Below are 20,776 nucleotides of genomic sequence, written 5' to 3'. Positions count from 1 at the left end.
TTAATGCATAATCCAATTCCAATGACATGTTATGTTACATAGCCGCCCGTTTCAGCTGGCTGTTATACAAGTCGCTATAGAATCCTCCCTGCTTCAGCAGTTCATCATGGGAGCCTTGCTCCAGCAGGCGCCCATCCTTCAGCACAAGGATGCAATCCGCCGAGCGGATCGTGTTTAGACGGTGGGCAATGACGAAGCTCGTCCGCCCTTTCATCAACCGCTGCAATCCTTCCTGGATTTTGATTTCCGTTACGGTATCGATGCTGCTTGTCGCTTCATCCAGCACCAGCATGGAAGGGTTCGCCAGAATCGCCCTCGCGATCGCAAGCAGCTGTTTCTGGCCTTGGCTAATGCCGCTGCCGTCAGGCTTGAGCAGCTTGTCGTAACCGTCCTTCATCCGCACGATGAACGAGTGGGCATTAGCCAATTTTGCGGCTTCTTCCACTTCCTCATCGGTGGCATCCAGCCGTCCGAAGCGGATATTCTCACGGATCGTGCCCTGGAAGAGGAAGGAATCCTGCAGCACGAAAGCCATCTGTGAGCGAAGGCTCTCCCTGCGAATCGAAGAAATATCCCGCCCGTCGAGGGTAATGCTTCCACTGTCCGGATCGTAAAACCGGGAGAGCAGCTGAATTAAGGTGGTCTTCCCTGCACCGGTCGGACCGACCAGCGCAATCATCTCGCCGGGTTTCGCTTCAAAGCTGATTCCTTCCAGCGTGTCCCCGTCTTTCTCATAAGAAAACGAGACGTTGTCGAACTTCACCGCACCCTCCACGCTGTTCAGCGTGACGGCGGCTCCTTCATCCTTCGCTTCAACCTCTTCATCCAGCACTTCGAATACGCGTTCCGCACCCGCAATGGCAGACAGCAGCGTATTCCACTGGTTGGCCAGATCGTTCAGCGGCCTCGTAAACTGTCGTGCATAACTCTCGAAGATAATGATGACGCCGATCGTAATATGTCCCTGGATCGCCATAATGCCGCCAATGCCCGCTACGATCGCAAAGCTCAAATTATTGAGCCCGTTCATCAGCTTCGGAATGAAGCCCGATATGCTCTGCGCCCAGAAGCCTGACAGACGAATCCGTTGATTGCGCTCATCGAATTCGCGGACCACCCGTTCCTCCTGGGAAAAAGCCTTAATAATCCGCTGCCCCGACAGCGTTTCTTCAATATAACCGTTCAGATCCCCAAGGTTGCGTTGCCGCTCTTTGAACAAAGGACCGGTCCGCCGGGTAATCCAGCGCATCCCCATCATCATTAGAGGCACGACCAGGAACGTCAGCAGCGTAAGCAGCGGACTAAGCCATAACATGACGGTTAACGTGCCGATTAAAGTCAGCACGCTCGAGAAGATTTGGATAGCCGAGCTGTTCAGCGTTGAGCTCACGTTCTCGATATCATTCGTCAGGCGGCTCATGATTTCGCCCTGCTGGCGCTTGCCGTAGAACGGAATCGGGAGCCGGTGCAGATGCGTGAACAGATCCATCCGCATCCGGTACACGGTCTCTTGCGCGATGCCGATCATCCAGACGTTGTGCAGCCAGGTGGTCACGGCCTGAAGGACATAGACGACGGCCAGTCCAACCAGAAAGTACAGCCAGGCCGAGTCGATGGAGCTGTCGGGATTTCTTACATCATCCAGAAATCTGTCCACCCCGACGCCGAGCAGATAGGGACCGAGCAGCGCCAGGCCCGAGCTGATCATCACCATCAGCAGCACGAGTGCGAGCTTCCCTTTGCGGCGGGCGAGATAAGCCCATATTCTGGAGAGGGTGCCCGACCAGTTTTTGGCCTTGGCTTTCGGCTTGCCGCCACGGCCGCCGCCATCCTTGTTCTTGTCAAGATCGAGCTTCGGTCTTGGGTGACGAAACGGTTCAGTGAATGCCTTGAGCATGCTGCTGCGCCTCCTCTCCGTACTGGGATTCATAGATGCGTCGATACAGAGCGGAGTTTTCCATCAAAGCATCATGGTTCCCTTTTCCAATCAAACGCCCATCGTCCAGCAGCAGAATCAAATCGGCCGAAGTGGTCGAGCTGATCTTCTGCGTGATCAAAAACGTCGTGCAGGACAAATCCTTCAGGGCATCCAGCAGAGCGCCCTCCGTTCGGACGTCAAGAGCACTGGTGCTGTCGTCCAGAATGAGGATGGCGGGCTTTCGCACGAGCGCTCTTGCAATGGACAAGCGCTGCTTCTGTCCGCCGGATAAGTTGACCCCGCGCTGACCCAGCATCGTGTCATAGCCGTTAGGCAAATGCTCGATGGTATCATGGATTTGGGCTCTGCGCGCCGCTTCTTTAATTTCTTCCATGGAAGCATCCTCGCGTCCCCAGGCAATGTTCTCACGGACCGAACCGGAGAAGAGCAGCACTTCCTGAGGCACATAGCCGATGCTGCTGCGCAGATTCACCTCATCAATCGATCCGGCATCCATTCCGTCTATGCGTACTGTCCCCTTCTCTTCCTCGTAAAGCCGTGGAATCAGCTGTACTAACGAAGATTTGCCGGAACCTGTCGCTCCCATAATCGCGATCCGCTCTCCGGGCCTCGCTTCAAAGGAAATATCCGTCAGCACGTCGATGTCGCTGCCCGGGTAACTGAAGCTCACTTGCTCGAACTTCACGCCCCCTTGAATGTCAACCTTTTTATTTTTATCCTTGCCCGCGCTTGCTGCCTCCTCTTCGGTCTTTAGCACCTCCTGCGTCCGCTGGGCGGAAGCGCGTCCCCGGGAGAAGGCAACGACAACCCAGGACAGGGCGGACATGGCACCAATACAGCGCAGGGAATAATTGACTACGGCAACCACTTCGCCGACGCTGGCACTGCCGGACGCGATGTCTTTGCGGCCAAACCACAGGACCGCCATGATCCCGGCATTCATGATGAGGAGAATAAACGGCATCGTTGTCTCCGTTAATCGCAAGGTCGAGACGGTGGTGCTCATCAGCTTGCCCGAGGTACGGCCAAAGCGCTCAATCTCGTGACCCATGCGAACGAATACGCGAATCAACCGGATCCCGGTCAAATTCTCCTGAATGACACCGTTCACCGCATCCAATCGCTGCTGTACATGGCGGAATGCATCCGCTGCCCGCTTCATAATCCAAGCGATAAAAATAAACAATAACGGCACGGTAAGGACAAGCAGCAAGCCCAGCTTCACATTCACTACCAATGCCATGATAATGCTTCCTAGCACGACTAGCGGAACGCGCGTCATAAACCGCAAGCCCATGAACACCGTATCCTGAATCTGGGTGACGTCACCCGTAAGTCTAGTAATCAATGATGAGGTAGCAAACCGGTTAAATATCGAATAGGAGAAGGACTGCACCTTTTCATACAGCTGATCACGCAGATCATAGCCGAGTCCCTGACTCGTATGCGCCGCAAAAAAAGAGCTGGATATCCCGGCTATAAAGGCAATAATAGCGCTTCCAGTTAAAACGGCGCCCCACATCCATACGACGGACAAATCCTGTTTCTGAATGCCGTCGTCAATGATTTTAGAGATAAGCAGCGGCTGAATCAGCTCGACTGTGAGCTCAATCAGCATCATGACCAGTGCCGCAATCGCTGCCACGCGGTACTTTTTCAAAATCGAGAAGACCATTCCCATATGCATTCCTCCGAGGCTGAAGACCTTTTTCATGTTCTAAACATCAATTACCCACTGATCTTCATGTAGTAGCAATATTGGTTCGTACAAGAGCTGGATATGTCTATTATAATATATTTTCTCCTAGAACTTACCGGCTGATTAAAAATATCACGGGAAATCACATTCCAAACCGCAGCTTCTGGCCTGTATCGGGAGCTGTACAACGGAAATGACAAAGAGAGCCTACTCTTCAGGATCGTTTCCTCTCGAATAGGGCTCTCTCGTTGAAACATATAGCTATTCTACCGATTTCAGCGCTTCAATCATATCAATCCGCTTCAGTTTGTAATGCATGGAGGTCATGACAATGGCCGAGAACAGCAGCGTCAGCAGTGCCGCATAGCCGTAACTGATTCCATGGATGGTGGGACTGAACATCATCGCATCCACTTCCGCGGTCAGGAGCACGAACCGGTGCAGGAACACGCCTCCCAAACAGCCCGCTATGATCCCCAGCACGGTCAGAATCATATTTTCGCGATAAATGTACATGGTTACTTCCTTATCATAGAAGCCAAGCACCTTGATCGTTGACAGCTCCCGTATCCGCTCGGATACGTTAATATTCGTCAGATTGTACAGCACGACAAACGCAAGTGCCGCAGCAGATATAATCAGGACAACGACCACGACGTTCATGCTGTCCATCGTATCACTGAAGGCATCACTTACTCCGCTCGTGAAGCTGACCATCGCCACTCGTTCGCTTGCGGTTAACGATTCTCCAAGCCGGTCCTCCCACTCCGGATCGTGACCGTTGTGGTCATACGCCAGCAATTGGCTGTTCACTTCCGGCGCTGCATCAAAAATCTCTTCGTAATATACCGGCGTCATATAGACGTAGTGCATGGCGTAGTTCTCCGTTATCCCGGCTACGCGCATTTCAAAGGGTTCATTGTCGCTGTTCTGAACGGTGAATGTGCTGCCAATCTCGAGATCAAACAGCTTGGCCAGCTTCTCGGTAATGATCGCGCCGTCATCCGTCAGTGACAGCTTCTGCTCCTGCTCACGGGATTTCAGGACGATGAACGAATCGATCTCCTTCGGTGATCGGGGCACGAACAAACTTACATCCTGGGCGTTCACCCCTGGGGCGGCCGCAGTCATCGCCTCTTGGGTCACATTCATAATCCCCGTAATCTCCGGCGTATCCGCAATGCGCTTGTTATAATCCTCCAGCATGCCGCTATCGCCGTTATCATCTTGAAATACAACCGTCGCCTGATGCTGCATAATCTTTCCGTATTGCAGCGGCGCGATATCCCCGATGGAATCCTTGAGACCGAAACCGGTCAGAATCAGGGCCGTGCAACCGGCAACGCCGCAGACGGTCATAAACATCCGCTGCTTGTAGCGGAACAGATTGCGGGCGGTTACTTTTCCAATAAAGCCGAGCCGGTTCCACACCCAAGGAACCCGCTCCAGCCATATGCGCGATCCGTTCTTGGGCGCCCTGGGACGCATCAGCACCGAAGCATTGCTTCGAAGCTCCACCCGCGTGGCCACATAAGCCGTCATGGTCGTACAGAGCACAGCCACAACAATCGAGATGATGCTGTAGCTGAGATAAAAGCGGGTTCTCACATCCGGTAGATTATATAAAGCGCCGTAAGCATCATAGATAATGGCGGGAAACAAGGTGAAACCGATAGCCAGCCCGGCTGCTGAAGCCGCAACACTGGCCAGCGTCGAATAGACCAGGAATTTTTTCATCACATCCCGGTTGCTGTATCCGAGGGCTTTCAAGGTTCCGATCTGCAGCCGCTGCTCCTCGACCATCCGGGTCATCGTTGTCAGGCTGACGAGGGCGGCGATCAGGAAAAAGAATACCGGGAATGCCGTTGCAATGGAAGATAAGCGGTCGGCATTATCGCTGTACTCGGTATACCCTGGATTGACGCTGCGGTCCATGACGTAGACTTTGGGCAGCTCAAGCTGATCCAGCTCCTTCTGTCCCTCTGCCACTTCCTTCTCGCCATCGGCGATCTCCCGCTCAGCCTTTACTTTTTCTTCATTAAATTTCTTTAGACCTTCCTGGTATTCCTCCCGCCCTTGGCTAAGTTCCGCTTTGGCATCCGCGAGCTTGGCTTCCCCTGCCTGTATGGCAGTTGCAAGCTCTTCTGTTCCTTGCTTCAACGAAGCTTCCCCCTGCACAAGCTGACGCTCGGCTTCCCGAAGCTTGGCCCGTCCTTCTTTCAGCTCTGCTCGGCTTGCATCCAGCTTCTGCTGAGCGTGATCCAGCTGCAGCGAAGCTTCGTTTATACCGCTTTGGAACGCAGAAGCAGCCTGTTGCAGAGCCGTGCCGTCCAGTGCGCCTTCCATGAAACCCGCAGTGGCTGCTCCTAGTTTCGGATCTGCCGCCTGAGCTGCCGAGAGCAGCTCTTGCCTCTGCTCTTCCGGTATGCTCTCCGGATCTAAACCGGAGATTTGCTGCAGCGCCTTCGCCAATTGCTCCCCTTGTGCCAGCTTTGGCGCAAGCTCCGACTTCTGTTGATCCAGTTGACTTTGACCCGTCTTAAGCTGGGACCGTCCTTGCTCCAACTGCTGCTGATTCCGCTTCAGCTCCGCTCTGCCTTGCGCAAGTTTTTTTGCCGCGGAATCCAGCTTGGCTTGTCCCTGTGCCAGTTCGGTTTGAAGTTTATTCACGCCATCGCGGTAGGATTGCTCGCCTTCATTCAGCTTGATCTTCGCTTCCATTAACTCTTGCTCCGCATCGGCCAGCTGTTTCTTGGCATCCTCGATCTTGTCCACGGCCTCATCCAGCTTCTTCTGACCGTCGGCACGAATCTCAGCCAGCCGCTCCTGCGGCATAGTCTCCAGTGCCAGTTCTAACGCTTCCTTATGCCGTTGGATCTTCTCGTCATACTCAGACGTATAAGGAGCTAATCCAGCGGTGTCTTGGAAGGTCAGGTAGGCTTCCGTATATACAGATAGTTTAAAATCCTTCTCCGGTATAACGGCGAACACATCCGCCGTCCCTTTGCCGATGCCGCTCGTTCCCCGACTCATGCTGCTGATGAACAGCGGGCTCTTCGCCCTCCCCACGACCGTGTATGTGAGGTGATCAAATGTTGTCTTGAGGTTGACTCCGTGGTCCGGATTGGTGAAGGTAATCTGATCCCCCAGTTTAAATTCGTTTCCGCGGTCTCCCGCGTCGATGACGATTTCACCCGCGGCTTCCGGCATTCGGCCTTCTGTGAGCACATATTGATTCAGATTATTTCCTGGGTCATAGGAGAGTATCTTCGCGATCCGGCCGCTGTCACCGAGGAAAACGTCCGAGCTGTAGCCGGGCTGGACCACATCCACGTCGGCAACCTGCTTCAGCTTTTCTATATCGCTTTGTTCGAGACCCAAGGTGGACTGAACCTTAAGATCCATCAGCTTTAAGTCGCTATAGTAATGATCCGCTGTATCCAGCATATCAGGACCTGTGGCTTTGATCCCAGCAAAAAAACCGACGCCGAGCATAATGATGGCAAAAATGGACAGAAACCGCGCTTTTGTCCGCGATATTTCCCGGAAAATATCAGTCCACAACGCTCTTTTCTTCATGATATGTATCTCCCTACCACTCGATGTTGTCCACAGAAACGGGGTTCGGATTCAAAACCGTATTCCGAACCTTGGCATTGTTGATCTCAATGACCCGATTCGCCATCGGCGTCAGGGCAGAATTATGCGTAATGACGATAACCGTCGTTCCGGTATGGCGGCAGGTGTCTTGGAGCAGCTTCAGCACCTGTTTCCCCGTATGGTAATCAAGCGCACCCGTAGGTTCATCGCAGAGAAGCAGCTTCGGCTGCTTGGCGAGCGCCCTGGCAATCGCTACCCGCTGCTGTTCCCCGCCGGAGAGCTGTGCAGGAAAATTGTTCAGACGATTACCCAGGCCGACATCCCGCAACACTTGCTCCGCGTCCAAAGCCCGGGGAGAAATCTGCGAAGCCAGTTCCACATTCTCTTTTGTCGTCAGATTGGGAACCAGATTATAGAATTGAAACACAAAGCCGACGTCATTGCGCCGATAGCCGGTCAACTCCTTGCTGTTAAACCTGGCAATATCCGTTCCATCCACCAGCACTTGTCCCTCATCCGCGGTATCCATGCCGCCCAATATATTCAGCACCGTGGATTTGCCTGCGCCGCTAGGACCGACAATGATCGCAAACTCGCCTTGTTCGATCTCCAGGTTGATTCCATCATTGGCTACAATGGTGGTCTCTCCCATCCGGTAGCGCTTATATTCATCCTTCATGCTCACAAAAGCCATGTTTACTCCACTCCCAACTCATGGTTGCAATTTCGGCTTGAATCGGTTTGTAATCTTTTTGTAGCCCCAAAGCGGCTTATCCTGCGCTATAGCCGTAGGGCTGTTCACCGCTTATATGGATACCCTTCGGCATCTGTCGTAGCCATGAGGCTATGTCTCGCATGCATTTGTGCATTCTCCGTTGTTAGACTCCTTATTTTCTTACGTTCATTCAACGAAATCGTCCTGTGAACAAGTGTAGCATAAACAAATCGGCTAAAGAAAACGTTGCATTCCCAGCGATGACGATGTCACAGAATGTTCCAAATTCGAAATAGCCAAGCAGCACAAAAAAAGCACTTCTTCATCTGGGAAGAAGCGCTTCACTGATGGTTTTATTCAAATTGTCGAGCAGCTTACGAAGTCCAGAAGGCTGCCCGGTCCTCCGCACGCAACTTGGATACAAATCCCGAAGGGTCCTGGTCCATGTACTGGATCGAATCCACGATCCATCTGTCTCTCGACTTCTTGTATTGAATCGTGGCTAATCCGGAATCCCGGAGACGATGTTCGCTTGTTGCTGTTTCTTGAGTCTGATCGGTCATAAGCTTAAAATAGGGGTCAATCCGTTTGACGTCAAGAGCATGCGTTTCTCCTGGAACCAATGCTTCAAACTCGCTCCGTTCCGGCAGGCGGCTAAGCCGCCACTGATCCAGGAGATAACCTCCTTGGGGATGAAAGAACGAAACCAGTTTGCTGCCATCCGCCATTTCGCGTATTTCATACGTATAATCCTGTTCTTTTCTTACGATGTCCGGTTTGCCGAATTGGCTGTCAACATCGTCTTTGGACATGCCAAATGACATGATGATCCGGTACAAAAAAGGGGAATTGATCTCGTTATGGAGCGTTATTTCCTCATGGACTTTCCCTGCGCCAGGCAGCATGATACATAACAATAACGCGACTACGCCCATCGTTAGCCCTGCTTTACGGGCTTTAAATACCCCGTTCATCCTCAATCGATATGCCCTGTCAACGCCGCTTCCTGGATATCATGGCCCCGGGCCCAATCCCTGAACGAGAAATCAAGCACGCTGCCTTGAGCAAGCGAAGTCATGACTCTTCCTTCTTCGAAGGAGTACGAAAAGGTATGCAGCGTTCCGAACAAATCGTCGTAATCCGTAAAAAATAACGGGGACTTATGCTCCTTAAATAAACCGAAAGCCTCGGTTTGGGTTAACTGTTCAGCATCCAGGCTATCGATGTAACGTTTACGCCGAAGGGAATGCTCGATGGAAGGCCTGTTTTTACCCGTCAACGCTTCATAATGGTTAACGCAGGCGATTGCCGCCTCCTCACCAGCACGGGTGATCACTTGATCCGGGCTTGCTTCCACAACGCCCGTGTTCCCCCCTGCATCCCCGATTGAAAAGTTATAACAAGCCGCATGGGGTATATGGCGCAGCATGTAAGACGCTTCTTCTACGGTAGCACATGATTCCAATATCATCCGAACGCTGATCCATGGTGACAGACCCGTCTGGTATCCGTCAAAGCTAACAAAATGCAGCCCGGCAGCGAGCCCTTTTTCATTTACCCCGTCGTGCCGGCCCAGCGCCTGCAAATTATAGCCTGCGCTCGCTAAGCCTTGATCGGCTTGAGCCATAGTAAAATAACCATCGTAAAACGCAGGCGTAAAATCGTAATTTCTTACGTAATACGAAGGGGTAATCATCGCCGAACAGCCCATGGCCGCAATCTTCGGAACGTCGTATCCCCCTAGGAGAGCCGCCGCTTTGGGAATCGGCATTTCCAAGCCTTCCGCCAGTCCTTCAAGCTCCGATAGCAGCTGCGGGGCAAACTCATTATAAATGCTCTTCAGTTGTTCCGTGTCGATCTCCGACTTGGTGATCGCTTCGAATGCTTTTAATATCGGTTGATTTCGCAGACAGCGACCCAGTTTTAGCCCGTTATGATAGTTATCTTCCCTAAGCTGCAAGATGTGTACCGTGTAATCCGGCATTTTAACCCCTCCACCCAAGCGGTTTCCATATGGGAATATATCCCTAACCCGATTATAGATGCATTTCATCCATCTTCCAATAAAAAAGCTCCGATCCGGCATGTTTACATACTGGGTCGAAGCAGATTGTTATGCGCGGGGCAAGTGTTCAAATACTTGAACGTATTGCTCGTATTTTTCGAACCAGGCATCCTTGCGCGATTCCAGCGTCCTGCCCTCCAGCAGTGCTTCAATGACGTCCAGACATACGTCCCAACCGGCAATATCCTTCGGTGTATGATCCGTAATGTTGGTTATCGTCTCGATCAGCACAAGACGACACCCTTCGGCCTCTGGATGCAGCTCAAAACGCACCCGGTCCTCTCCCCACGTGTATTCCAATACCGATAACTCTCGATAATCCGTAATTTCAAATTCTTCGAACGTTCCGTCCTGCATGTCAAATGTCATTCTCCCGCCTTGGCGCAAATCTTCCACCTTAAGCTCCGAGAACCACTGCGTCAGCTTGTCGTTATCCGTCAGATAGGACCATACCTTCTCAACCGAATGCTTCAGACGGCGTTCAAATCGAACGGTCGTTCCAAACTCGTCTTGCTGTACAACAGCCAGCATTTTTCCCACTCCTTAGAATTGTTTTACTCAATGGATCTTCCAAATCAAACTACAAAACGATGCTTAAGGAGTTTCATCCTCATCCAGCAGCCTCTCCAGATGATCCAGCTTGTTCGTCCAGAACTGCCGGTAGGGCATCAGCCAGTCGTGGATCTCCTCCAGAGGCTTGGCATTCAGGCTGTACACATGCCTTTGTGCTTCTTTCCGCAGCGAGACCAGACCAGCCTCCCTCAAGATGCGTAAATGTTTGGACACGCCTGGTTGACTGAGCTGCATGAGATCCACCATCTCGCCCACCGTGCATTCTTTCACGCGCAGGTAGTCCAATATCGTCCTGCGGTTCGGTTCTGCCAATACTTCAAAAAGGTTATCGTTCAACATGTTTATTATATTACTGTACAGTTATATTTCTGTAAAGTTATATACAAAGGCAGACGCGATCTTTGAACAAACATAACGCCTTCCTTATAATGAATCTATGGATGGTTGAAGGAAAGGAATGACGGAAATGACCGGTATTATTTTTTTGCGTGACCCTGACCTGCCGTTTCTCGAAATCAAACAATGCGATACTGTAGACAATCTTTCATATAAAAAGCATTTTCACGAAGAAATTTCCATTGGCCTCATTGAAAAGGGAGCCACCCGCATATGGTCGGCTGGGAAACGGTTCGAGGCTGCACAGGGGCAAATGGTTTATTTTCCGCCGCTGCTCCCTCACGCTTGCCATCCCGAGAATCCCGCCGACTGGAAGTATACGATGATTTTTATCCATCCCCGTTGGCTTGGTCAAACCCCTTCGGATCATGATTCCCATCAACCCCATATGCCCATCCTGCATCCGAAATATCAAAACGAACGGTCCCGGCATCTGATCCGTTCCTGCAGGACACTGCTTCAGCAAAATGCCACTCCCCTGGAAGTGGAGTCCATGCTTATGGCATTAATGAGGGAGACGGGCCTCCTTCAAGAGGAAGCCGCTTGGGCATCAAGTGGCAACGTTCATACATCCCCGGCTATTCTGCGAGTGAAGCAGTATTTGGACGATCATTTCAAAGATCGCATTACACTAAATATTCTGCAGGACATCTCCGGAATCAGCAAATTCCATCTGATCCGTTTGTTTGCGGAAACCTATCATCTTGCACCCCACGCCTACCAGAATTTATTGCGCATCAATTACGCGAAAGAGCAGCTGCTACAAGGAAAAGCCATCGCCGACGTTGCTTCGGATTCCGGGTTTTACGATCAAAGCCATTTCACTAGAGCTTTTTCCGGCTGCGTTGGCACAACGCCTCTTCGGTATGCAAAAGCAGCGTCATCGTAAACAAACCGCAATTTTATACAAGACCGCCTCGCTTAAACGTTGATAGAATCACGGAAGATCAAAATTATGCGAGGTGTTTTAAACATGAACGATTCATTATCGGAACTGGCTTTTGCCGATGCTTTAAAGTCTGTCGCACGTCATATCCAACTCAAACAATATGTCCAGCAATCCGCCGAATTGTACCCCATACTGCTGCGTGCAGCTCAGCGTTTTGTCACAGGTGACGTGCTGGAACAAGGTTTGTTATGCCGAGATTTACTAAATACAAAAGGTTACCGGACTTCGCTGGAATATATCGGGGAGAACACCTTGACCGAAACGGAATGTACACGGGCCTTCCTGGAGTTCTCCCGGTTAATTGAGGCCAGTTCGAATGGCAGGCCGGGAACCCGAGTTTCGCTCGATCTTTCCCATATCGGATTATCGGTAGACGAGGATTTGGCATATCGGCATCTTCATGGGCTGGCTGGCGAAGCCGAGAAAGCTGGATTGGAGCTGGTCATCAGCATGGAGGAATCGGCCAAAACGGATGCCATCCTTGCACTTCACAGAAAAATATCGGTCCGATTCACGAATGTCGGCATCACGCTGCAAGCCCAGCTTCCCCGGACCCTGGAAGATCTCGAAAGGATTCTTACCTACCGCTCCGGCACGATCCGCATCGTAAAAGGCGCCTATCAAGAACAAGAGGGGGACTATATTCCCCGTTCCGAGGCCCTGACTTCAAGGTATATTCAACTGGTCGATTTATGCATTCAAGCAGGCAGGCAAGTATCGGTCGCCACCCATGATGAAACGATCCTGCGGCATATCACAAGCAACGAAACGTATCGCGAATCGGCTGTCGAGATTGAAATGCTGTACGGCATACGTCCGGACCTGTCCAGACAATTAAAAGATGACGGCTTTCCTACTCGAATTTATCTAACTTATGGTGAAGAATGGTTCCTTTACTTATGCCACCGCATCGCCGAGTACCCGCCGAATATATATGATGCAGTGACCCGGTCGATCCTAGGCGGCACCGACACAATTAAACAATATTGATCAACATCAGTTAGGGAAGAGACGGCGAATACTCGCTGTTTCTTCCCTTATTTATGATCAGGTACTAAAAAATATTTTCGGATTGCCGATGTTATAGTTGAAACTTTATTCCATGCCAATGCGTCATATTGTAGAGGAAAATAATAACAAAGCTAAATTCCAGGAGGTTGAGTGTGTGAAAAGAATATGGACTGCCTTGCTAGCAGCTATACTGTTAATCCCCATGACATTCCAATCGCAGGCACAGGCGGCAGTGAACATCAGCGTCTTGATTGACGGCGTCAAGCTGTATACGCCTCAAGCACCTGTCATGATTCAAGGACGGGTCATGCTTCCGATGAGATCCATTTTCGAAGCCTTGGATGCATCGGTCAAATGGAATCAAAAAACGAAAACCGTCACAGCGACCAAGGATGGCACAACCGTCATTCTAAAAATCAACTCCAAGACGGCCACCATCAATAACAAGACGGTAGCGCTGGATGTTCCAGCGAAAAACTTAAAAGGCAATACCATGGTGCCGGTACGCTTTGTAAGTGAAGCCCTCGGCCAAAAAATCGGCTGGAATTCCAAAACAAAAACGGTCACCGTCAAAACAACGAACAATTCAGGCGGCGGCGGAAATAATACCGGGATCGTACCGGTGAATTATGTGACCCTTCGGGACATCGGCAATGCCGGCGACGGCCGCGATCTGCAGGTCAGCTTCTCCAAATCGTCGACCGAATCTTTAATTTCACATTACCGCGTGCTGATTGTGAAGCAGTCCAAGACGTTAAACCAATCAGAGGCACAGCGCGTGTCCTCCGCAGCTTACACATCGGTGTACCCGTCCGGCTCGGATCCGACGCTGACCCTCACGTCGGGCTCAAGAGATGTTGATAACGACCCGATCCGCGATAACCAGGCTTATAAAGCCTACGTATTGGCAGTCAGCAAAACAGGTGGCACATATGCCCTTTCCTCGGCTTCGCCGTCATTGACGCTGACCAACACCAATTCGGTGAACGGAGCAACCAACGTGAAAGCGAGCGATGTGAGCGACTACGGCGATGGCCGTGATCTGCAGGTCAGCTTCACGCGTGCTCAGAATGAGAGCAATGTAACCAACTATCGCGTGTTTGCGGTAAAAACGAAGGATGCTGCCAAGTTTAATCTGGCGGCTGCCAAATCTGTTCAAAGCCAAAATTACACGACGGTGAGCAAAACCAGTACGACGAATACAACGCTGTCCACGACGCTGAGTTCTTCCGCTCGCGATACGTCAGGCGAGCTCATCCGGAGCGGAGTCGCTTACACCGTGTTCGTCCAGTCTGTGAGCAGCAATGAGAGCGTGCTTGCAAGCAACCTGTCTTCAGGTTCGTCTTCCATCACCCTCAGCACGGGTAATTCAACGGTTCCTTTCATTACGCAGGTGACGGATATCGGTGATGCTGGTGATGGCCGCGATCTTCGCGTAAGCTTTAACAAGGTTTCCAACGAATCCAACATCCACTCTTATCGTGTCTTTGTCGTAAAGGACAGCAATTATAACAGCTTCAACTTAAGCAAAGCCAATACAGCTTCCAGCTATAATTACTATACCCATGTCAACAAAACCGGCAATAACATCACTAACCTGACGCTGTCATCGGGCGCTAGAGACGTGGATGGAGCAACGATTCGCAACGGCGTATACTATCGCGTATTCGTCATGGCCGTGGACAGCAACAACTCCAATAACAACGTGCTGTCTGCTCCTTCGAGCTCCATTATCTTGAGTTCCAGCTACAATGTTGGCGCGGTTACCAGTCTGTCCGTTACCGACGTGAACAACTACAATGACGGACGTGACCTGCAGGTGTCATTCTATCGTCCGTCCGATCAATCGAATATTAGCCATTACCAGGTATTCGTCGTAAAATCATCCGATAGTTATTTTGACCTGTACAGAGCAACCAACTTAAACAGCTATTATTATACGCAAATCAGCAAAAACAACAGCAGCAGCAATTACATGACGCAAGTACTGAATTCCGGCAGCCGCGATATCGACGGACAGCTGATTCGCAATGGCGTCAGCTATCGCGTATATGTCCTATCGGTAGGATATTCGGGCAATAACAGTGCATTGTCCGATTATGCATCCATTACGCTTGGGAACAACAATCAGAACGTAAACCCTGTTTCTACGCCAACTTTGACACTGAACGGCAACAACGGAAACGGAAGCGATCTGAGAGTCGCCTTCAGTCCCGCTTATGGCGAAAGCTACATCGATCATTACCGGATTCTCGTCGTGAAATCAAACAAAAGCCTGAACGTGTCGCAAGCTTACAACAACGCGTATTACACCACGGTTAACAAAACCGGCGGCGCCATCACTCGGGATTTGGCCAACACAACCCGGGATAGCGATGGGGATCTCATTCAAAGAGGTTCAAGCTACCGCGTGTACGTCTTATCTAGAGGCAACAGCTATTCGAATTACAGCAATGCTCTTTCATCGGTTTCTAATGCCGTTACCATTCAAGGCGTGACCCAGGTAGAAGCGGTAAAGGGCGTTACGGCTGCTGATGCAGGCGACAATAATAACGCAAGCGACTTGAAAGTATCGTTTACCAAGGCTGCCAATGAAACCAACATTAGAGAGTATCGGATCATGGTCGTGAAACAAGGCAACGCTGCTAACTTTAATTTAAATCAAGCTAATAGTGTACGTTCTGGCAACTACGATAGTGTACCGGTCGGCAGCATTTTCGATAACGTTCTGAGATCTGGAATAAACGACGTCGAAGGTCAGCCGATTCGTAATTTGGTGGACTATCAAGTATTCGTATTGTCCGTAAGCAACAATGGTTCAATAAACAGTGCCCTGTCGGCACCATCTGCGCCGATTAAGCTTACAGGTACCGCTGTAACGGTTCCTTCGGATGTGTATGCCGGGATTGAAAGCACCAACGGTAACAGCAGCGACATTGTTGTCAAATTCAATCCTTCATCAGGAAGTGTTAAAGAATACCGAATCATGGTGGTACCGGCTAACCAGAGTTTTGGATTAGACGATGCCAACAAAATCACCAAAGAACATTTGTATACGAAGGTAGGTCCATCTCCTAACAGAATCGAGCACAAATTGTCCGCAGGTTTAGCAGATGTCAACGGTGCAGCTATCGTAACTGGTACGAAATATAGAGTTTACATCCTTGCTGTAGCTGATGGCACCGTTTCTACCAACAACAACATCTCCAATTCTTCTTCGGAGTTCGAAATCCCGAACCCGACCCGAGCAACGGGCGTTGCAGCCAAGCTGGATGCAAGCGGGAAGCTTCAAGTCGATTTCAAGAGGGCAATCGATGAGCGCAGCATTACGGCTTACCGCCTATTATTTGTAGAGAAAGATAACATCAAGACCTTCAATCTTAAAGCAGCAGCGGACGCCGCTGCCAAAGAGGATAAGAACGCAACAATAAAACCCGATGGCAAAGATATCTCGACCCTGATTGATATCCCTACTAAAGATGCCTTCGGTAAAGACATTAAAGACAATACGGATTACGCCGTATATGTCCTGTCCGTACTGTCCAAAGATAAGAAAATCGCTTCGAGTGCTCCATCCGCAACACCTTTATCCGAAGCATCCAAAACACTTGTTTTAATTAAAAAACCTTAGTCGAAGGTAACATATCAATCATCTCTAACATAAAGAGCTGTTCCTCCGGTCAATTTTGACCATGAGGCACAGCTCTTTTTTTATCCCTTCCTCCATCAAGCCCCATTCTGGAACTACCTGTACCCTTATAACTAATTTTCACATGATTTTAGGATGAATTATCCGGGTACTTATATATGGAAAAATATGATAATTTATAAATTAGAAAGCGCTTTCAATAAACGATTGGAGGTGAATGTCTACCCTTAAAATCCGCTCATGACAGCTAGAACCTCAACAACCGATAGATACCTCACACGGAGTCACTCTAGTTAAACCATCACTTTATAATTTCATGACAAAGGAGATGCTAATGATAAATCTGAATAAGCGATCCCTATGTTTCTTGGCCCTCATCGCTGCTGTGGTCATCTCGCTATTCCCATCTTCCGCATCCGCAGCAAAAAAAAGAACATGCAAGACCTTTTAGCAGTGGTCCCCAAGCCTACGTCAATGATATGCAGCCCGGCTGGAACCTTGGCAATTCGCTGGATGCCGTTGGGGCTGACGAAACAGCATGGGGAAATCCGCGCATCACCAAAGCCCTGATCGAACAAATCGCGGCACAGGGTTATAAAAGCATCCGCATTCCGGTAACCTGGAGCAACCATATCGGAAGCGGGCCGAACTATACCATCGACGCTGCTTACATGGACCGGGTCGAAGAGGTTGTCGATTGGGCGCTGGACGCCGATCTGTACGTCATGATCAATGCCCATCACGATTCCTGGCTGTGGATCAGCCATATGGAGAACAACCGCAGCGAGGTCGTTGCCAAGTACAACGCCGTGTGGACTCAAGTTGCCCAACGCTTCCGGAAGCATTCCAACAAATTGATGTTTGAAAGCGTTAATGAACCCCGCTTCTCGGATGGCGGGACCACCGACGAGTCCAAAGCCTTTCAGTTGCTGGATGAACTTCATACGTCGTTCCATCGGATCGTCCGCGGCTCTGGAGCGCGTAACGCAACTCGACCGTTGGTGCTATCTACCTTGGAAGCATCACCGACTCAAACCAGAATGAATGAGCTGTACAACACCATGACTAAGCTGAATGACACCAATCTTATTGCCACAGTCCACTATTATGGATTTTGGCCGTTCAGTGTGAACATCGCGGGTTATACCCGTTTTGAGACGGATACCCGGAACGATATCGATCAAACGTTTAACAATGTGTATAACACCTTTATCGCCAAAGGAATTCCCGTCATCCTGGGCGAATACGGATTGCTCGGCTTCGATCAGAGCACCGGAGTCATTGAGCAGGGGGAGAAACTGAAATTCTTCGAATATCTAACCTATTATCTGAAACAGAAGAACATTACCCATATGTTATGGGACAACGGTCAGCACTTTAAGCGAACCGCTTTTACCTGGGCCGACCCGGAGATGTACAACATCATGAAGGCAGGCTGGAGCGGGCGCTCTTCCACGGCTGACACCGATCTGGTTTTTGTGAAGAAAGGAGCTGCCGTCCAGGATAAAAGCATCTCTTTGAACTTAAACGGCAACACGTTAACCGAAGTCCGTACAAACGGACAACGGCTAGTTGCCGGGCAGGATTATACGCTTAACGGAAATGCGATCACGTTTACATCCAGCCTGCTGTCCAGACTGACTTCATCCGGCCAATTCGGCGTGAATGCTGTATTGACGGCCAAATTCAACCGCGGTGCGGACTGGAATTTCAGGGTCATTTTCCATGATAAGCCTGAGCTGCGTGACACGCAGGGTACAACCGATTCGTTCAGTATTCCAACGACATTCAACGGAGATCAGCTAGCCACGATGGAGGCGGTATACGCGACGGGAGGCAATGCGGGACCGCAGGACTGGACCTCCTTCAAAGAGTTTGAATATACGTTTTCCCCTTCCTACTCGACCGGTGAAATCAAGCTCAAGCCTACCTTTTTCAATGAGGTCAGAGACGGGGAAGTGATCCTCAAGTTCCATTTCTGGAGCGGTGAGGTTATCACCTACAATCTTACGAAAAGCGGAAGCAGTGTAACCGGTAGCGCTTCTTAGGAAACCCTTTATAACATTAACGGCCTGTCGGGATTCTTCCCGCAGGCCGTTTTGCATTCACTACGGCTGCAACCCTCATATACGCGACGGCAGATGAGCAGCTGCAAACTGGATGCGATGTGGTTCCTATAATTAGAATGAACAAAAGCTCAAGTGACATCACCTGAGCTTTCATCTGTTTAGGCTTGAGACCTATCTCGCTCAGCCAGATACTTATCGATAATGTCCGAGATCACATTCATGCTGACAGGCTTGCTTACATACTCATCCATGCCCATCCCTAAATATTTCTCGCGATCGCCCTTGATCGCATGGGCCGTGACCGCCACGATATAGGGCTGTTTTTCGGACGATGCCGATTCTTTAATGAGCCGGGCCGCTTCCGTTCCATCCATGAAGGGCATCGAAATGTCCATGAACACGATGTCATACGAATTACGCTCGAAGGCTTCAACCGCCTCGAGTCCATTCTGGACGGTGGTCGAATTGTATCCCAGCTTCTCAATCATTTTCTTGAGGACTAACTGGTTCACCTCATTATCCTCGGCAATCAAAATTTTCAGATCGTTCCCTGAGGAGTGAATCTCGTGAACGGCCCCATTCTCCTGTTGATTGCCATCATTCGACTTAAACGAAAAATCAACCGTAAACGTAAAGACAGACCCCGACTGGTTCGGATTCTTCTCATACCAGATATCTCCGCCCATCAACTGAACGAGTTTTTTGCAGATCGCCAGCCCCAGCCCCGTTCCTTCAACCTGGCGGGTCATATAGTGGTCCACTTGATAAAAAGGTTCAAATAGCTGCGCAACCTTCTCACTCGGCACGCCTATGCCCGTATCCGTAACGGAGAATTGGATAAGGGCCGAGTTTCCCTCGTTCTCGACACACTGCACAGAGATGGAGACGGCTCCATTAGGCGTAAATTTAATCGCATTACTAAGCAGGTTCATTAAGATCTGCCTCAGCTTCGTCACATCTCCGTAAACCTGATTCGGAACGTCCGAAGCAACGGATGTGGTTACCTCAATATTTTTCTCCAGCGCCTTCGGAAGAATCAGATTTAATGTCTCGGACAAAGCTGTCCTTAAGTTAAATGTTTCCTCCATCAGCTCCGTTCTGCCCGATTCGATTTTTGAAAAATCCAAAATATCATTGATGATGTTCAGAAGGGTTGTCCCACTTTTCTTAATGATCTGTACATAGTCCCGCTGCTCCTCATCAAGCTCTGTCTCAAGTATCAGGTCCGTCATCCCGATCACACCATTCATCGGCGTACGGATCTCATGGCTCATCATCGCCAGAAACTCGCTTTTGGCATTATTCGTTTTCTCGGCTGCTTCCTTCTCGATGATGAGCCTCTTCTGCTCTGTCATGTCCTTGGCAATAATGTAGAAACCCACATTCTTGTTATGAATGACAATGGGTGCCAGTGTAGCGAGTACTTCAACCGTATGTCCGTCTTTGTGATGGATAACGTTTATAGCTTTCTCGACAGCAACGAAATCGGCTGTAGGAGAGAGTATACGGGCAAGATTACCTTTACCGATCAAATTCGAAATCTTGGTTCCAATTAACTCCGGAATCTTAAAACCAGTCAGCTGCTCTGCCATCTGGTTCCCGTTAATGATCCCTCCCTCCAGATTGAAGGAGATGATCGCATCATGGTTATACTTCTTCAGCGAAGTGTAGCGTTCAATGCTCTCTTGGAGCTTTTGCTCGGCTACCTTGCTTTTGGTAATATCAACAATTTGCGAAATGAAAAATAAAGGGGTTTGATCCTTTTCGTCACGAACTAGAGAAACATGCATCGATGCCCAGATGCCATGGCCGTCTCTATGTACGAATTGTTTTTCCACCGCAATGGTTGAGGACGTCCCGTCCAAAGACTGAAACAGCTTATCTTTATTGTGAATGCAATCAGAATAAATATAATCGGTTGCCGGCTGTGCCATCAATTCTTCTGCCGTGAAGCCAAACATTTTGCAAGCCGCAGGATTTACGCTGATCCAATTTCCATCTATCGTAACCAGGGCAATGCCAATTGGAGCACTTTTGTAGACATGTTCAAACAAAGCCTGATGGCCAAAAATGTTGATATCACTCATACTCTGCACCTCCTGATACCGATT

General features: G+C 50.0%; 12 protein-coding genes and 1 pseudogene. 4 read left to right on the top strand and 9 right to left on the bottom strand.

Annotated elements, in window-relative coordinates; all coding sequences use genetic code 11:
• Window positions 1-34: 34 nt before the first annotated feature.
• From PAEVO_RS27525 to PAEVO_RS27490, 8 genes are all read right to left on the bottom strand, one after another.
• Window positions 35-1,897 (bottom strand): ABC transporter ATP-binding protein, encoded by a 1,863-nt coding sequence (locus PAEVO_RS27525; protein ID WP_100540674.1) that lies wholly within the window; start codon window positions 1,895-1,897, stop codon window positions 35-37.
• Window positions 1,878-3,620 carry an ABC transporter ATP-binding protein gene (locus tag PAEVO_RS27520; protein ID WP_100540673.1) on the bottom strand — a complete coding sequence of 581 codons (1,743 nt, stop codon included), beginning with the start codon at window positions 3,618-3,620 and terminating at the stop codon, window positions 1,878-1,880. The genes PAEVO_RS27525 and PAEVO_RS27520 overlap by 20 nt, the downstream gene beginning before the upstream one ends.
• Before the next feature lie 279 nt (window positions 3,621-3,899).
• Complete coding sequence (locus PAEVO_RS27515) at window positions 3,900-7,217, bottom strand: ABC transporter permease (RefSeq protein ID WP_243390955.1); 3,318 nt, start codon at window positions 7,215-7,217, stop codon at window positions 3,900-3,902.
• 13 nt (window positions 7,218-7,230) lie between these two features.
• A complete protein-coding gene (locus PAEVO_RS27510; RefSeq protein ID WP_100540671.1) occupies window positions 7,231-7,932 on the bottom strand; it encodes an ABC transporter ATP-binding protein in 702 nt (233 codons plus the stop codon).
• 395 nt (window positions 7,933-8,327) lie between these two features.
• Window positions 8,328-8,927, bottom strand: a complete 600-nt coding sequence (locus PAEVO_RS27505) for a hypothetical protein (RefSeq protein WP_243390954.1) — start codon at window positions 8,925-8,927, stop codon at window positions 8,328-8,330.
• 2 nt (window positions 8,928-8,929) lie between these two features.
• The gene (locus PAEVO_RS27500) at window positions 8,930-9,937 is read right to left on the bottom strand and encodes a C45 family autoproteolytic acyltransferase/hydrolase (protein ID WP_100540670.1); all 1,008 of its coding nucleotides are present in this window, start codon (window positions 9,935-9,937) and stop codon (window positions 8,930-8,932) included.
• 129 nt (window positions 9,938-10,066) lie between these two features.
• On the bottom strand, window positions 10,067-10,549 hold the full coding sequence (locus PAEVO_RS27495) for an SRPBCC family protein (RefSeq protein WP_100540669.1): 483 nt from the start codon (window positions 10,547-10,549) through the stop codon (window positions 10,067-10,069).
• A gap of 63 nt (window positions 10,550-10,612) precedes the next feature.
• Window positions 10,613-10,930: an ArsR/SmtB family transcription factor gene (locus PAEVO_RS27490; protein ID WP_100540668.1), complete on the bottom strand. Its 318-nt coding sequence runs from the start codon at window positions 10,928-10,930 to the stop codon at window positions 10,613-10,615.
• A gap of 127 nt (window positions 10,931-11,057) precedes the next feature.
• Between PAEVO_RS27490 and PAEVO_RS27485 the strand changes: the two genes are divergently transcribed.
• The 4 genes and pseudogenes from PAEVO_RS27485 (at window position 11,058) to PAEVO_RS27470 (ending at window position 18,644) form a co-directional block, all read left to right on the top strand.
• Entirely contained in the window at window positions 11,058-11,876 is an 819-nt protein-coding gene (locus tag PAEVO_RS27485; RefSeq protein ID WP_100540854.1) for an AraC family transcriptional regulator, read from the top strand.
• Between the two features lie 84 nt (window positions 11,877-11,960).
• Entirely contained in the window at window positions 11,961-12,926 is a 966-nt protein-coding gene (locus PAEVO_RS27480; RefSeq protein WP_100540667.1) for a proline dehydrogenase family protein, read from the top strand.
• Between the two features lie 175 nt (window positions 12,927-13,101).
• Window positions 13,102-16,578 (top strand): copper amine oxidase N-terminal domain-containing protein, encoded by a 3,477-nt coding sequence (locus PAEVO_RS27475; protein ID WP_100540666.1) that lies wholly within the window; start codon window positions 13,102-13,104, stop codon window positions 16,576-16,578.
• A gap of 352 nt (window positions 16,579-16,930) precedes the next feature.
• Window positions 16,931-18,644 (top strand): annotated as a pseudogene (locus tag PAEVO_RS27470) (cellulase family glycosylhydrolase).
• A gap of 179 nt (window positions 18,645-18,823) precedes the next feature.
• Here PAEVO_RS27470 and PAEVO_RS27465 read toward each other — a convergent pair.
• Window positions 18,824-20,752, bottom strand: coding sequence for a PAS domain S-box protein (locus PAEVO_RS27465; protein WP_100540665.1), 1,929 nt, complete (start codon window positions 20,750-20,752; stop codon window positions 18,824-18,826).
• Between the last annotated feature and the right edge of the window lie 24 nt (window positions 20,753-20,776).

This window comes from Paenibacillus sp. GM2FR, assembly GCF_002803325.1.
Lineage (GTDB): Bacteria > Bacillota > Bacilli > Paenibacillales > Paenibacillaceae > Paenibacillus_AQ > Paenibacillus_AQ lautus.
The sequence above is the reverse complement of the archived record's forward strand: the minus strand, read 5'-3'. Positions and strand labels throughout refer to the sequence as shown.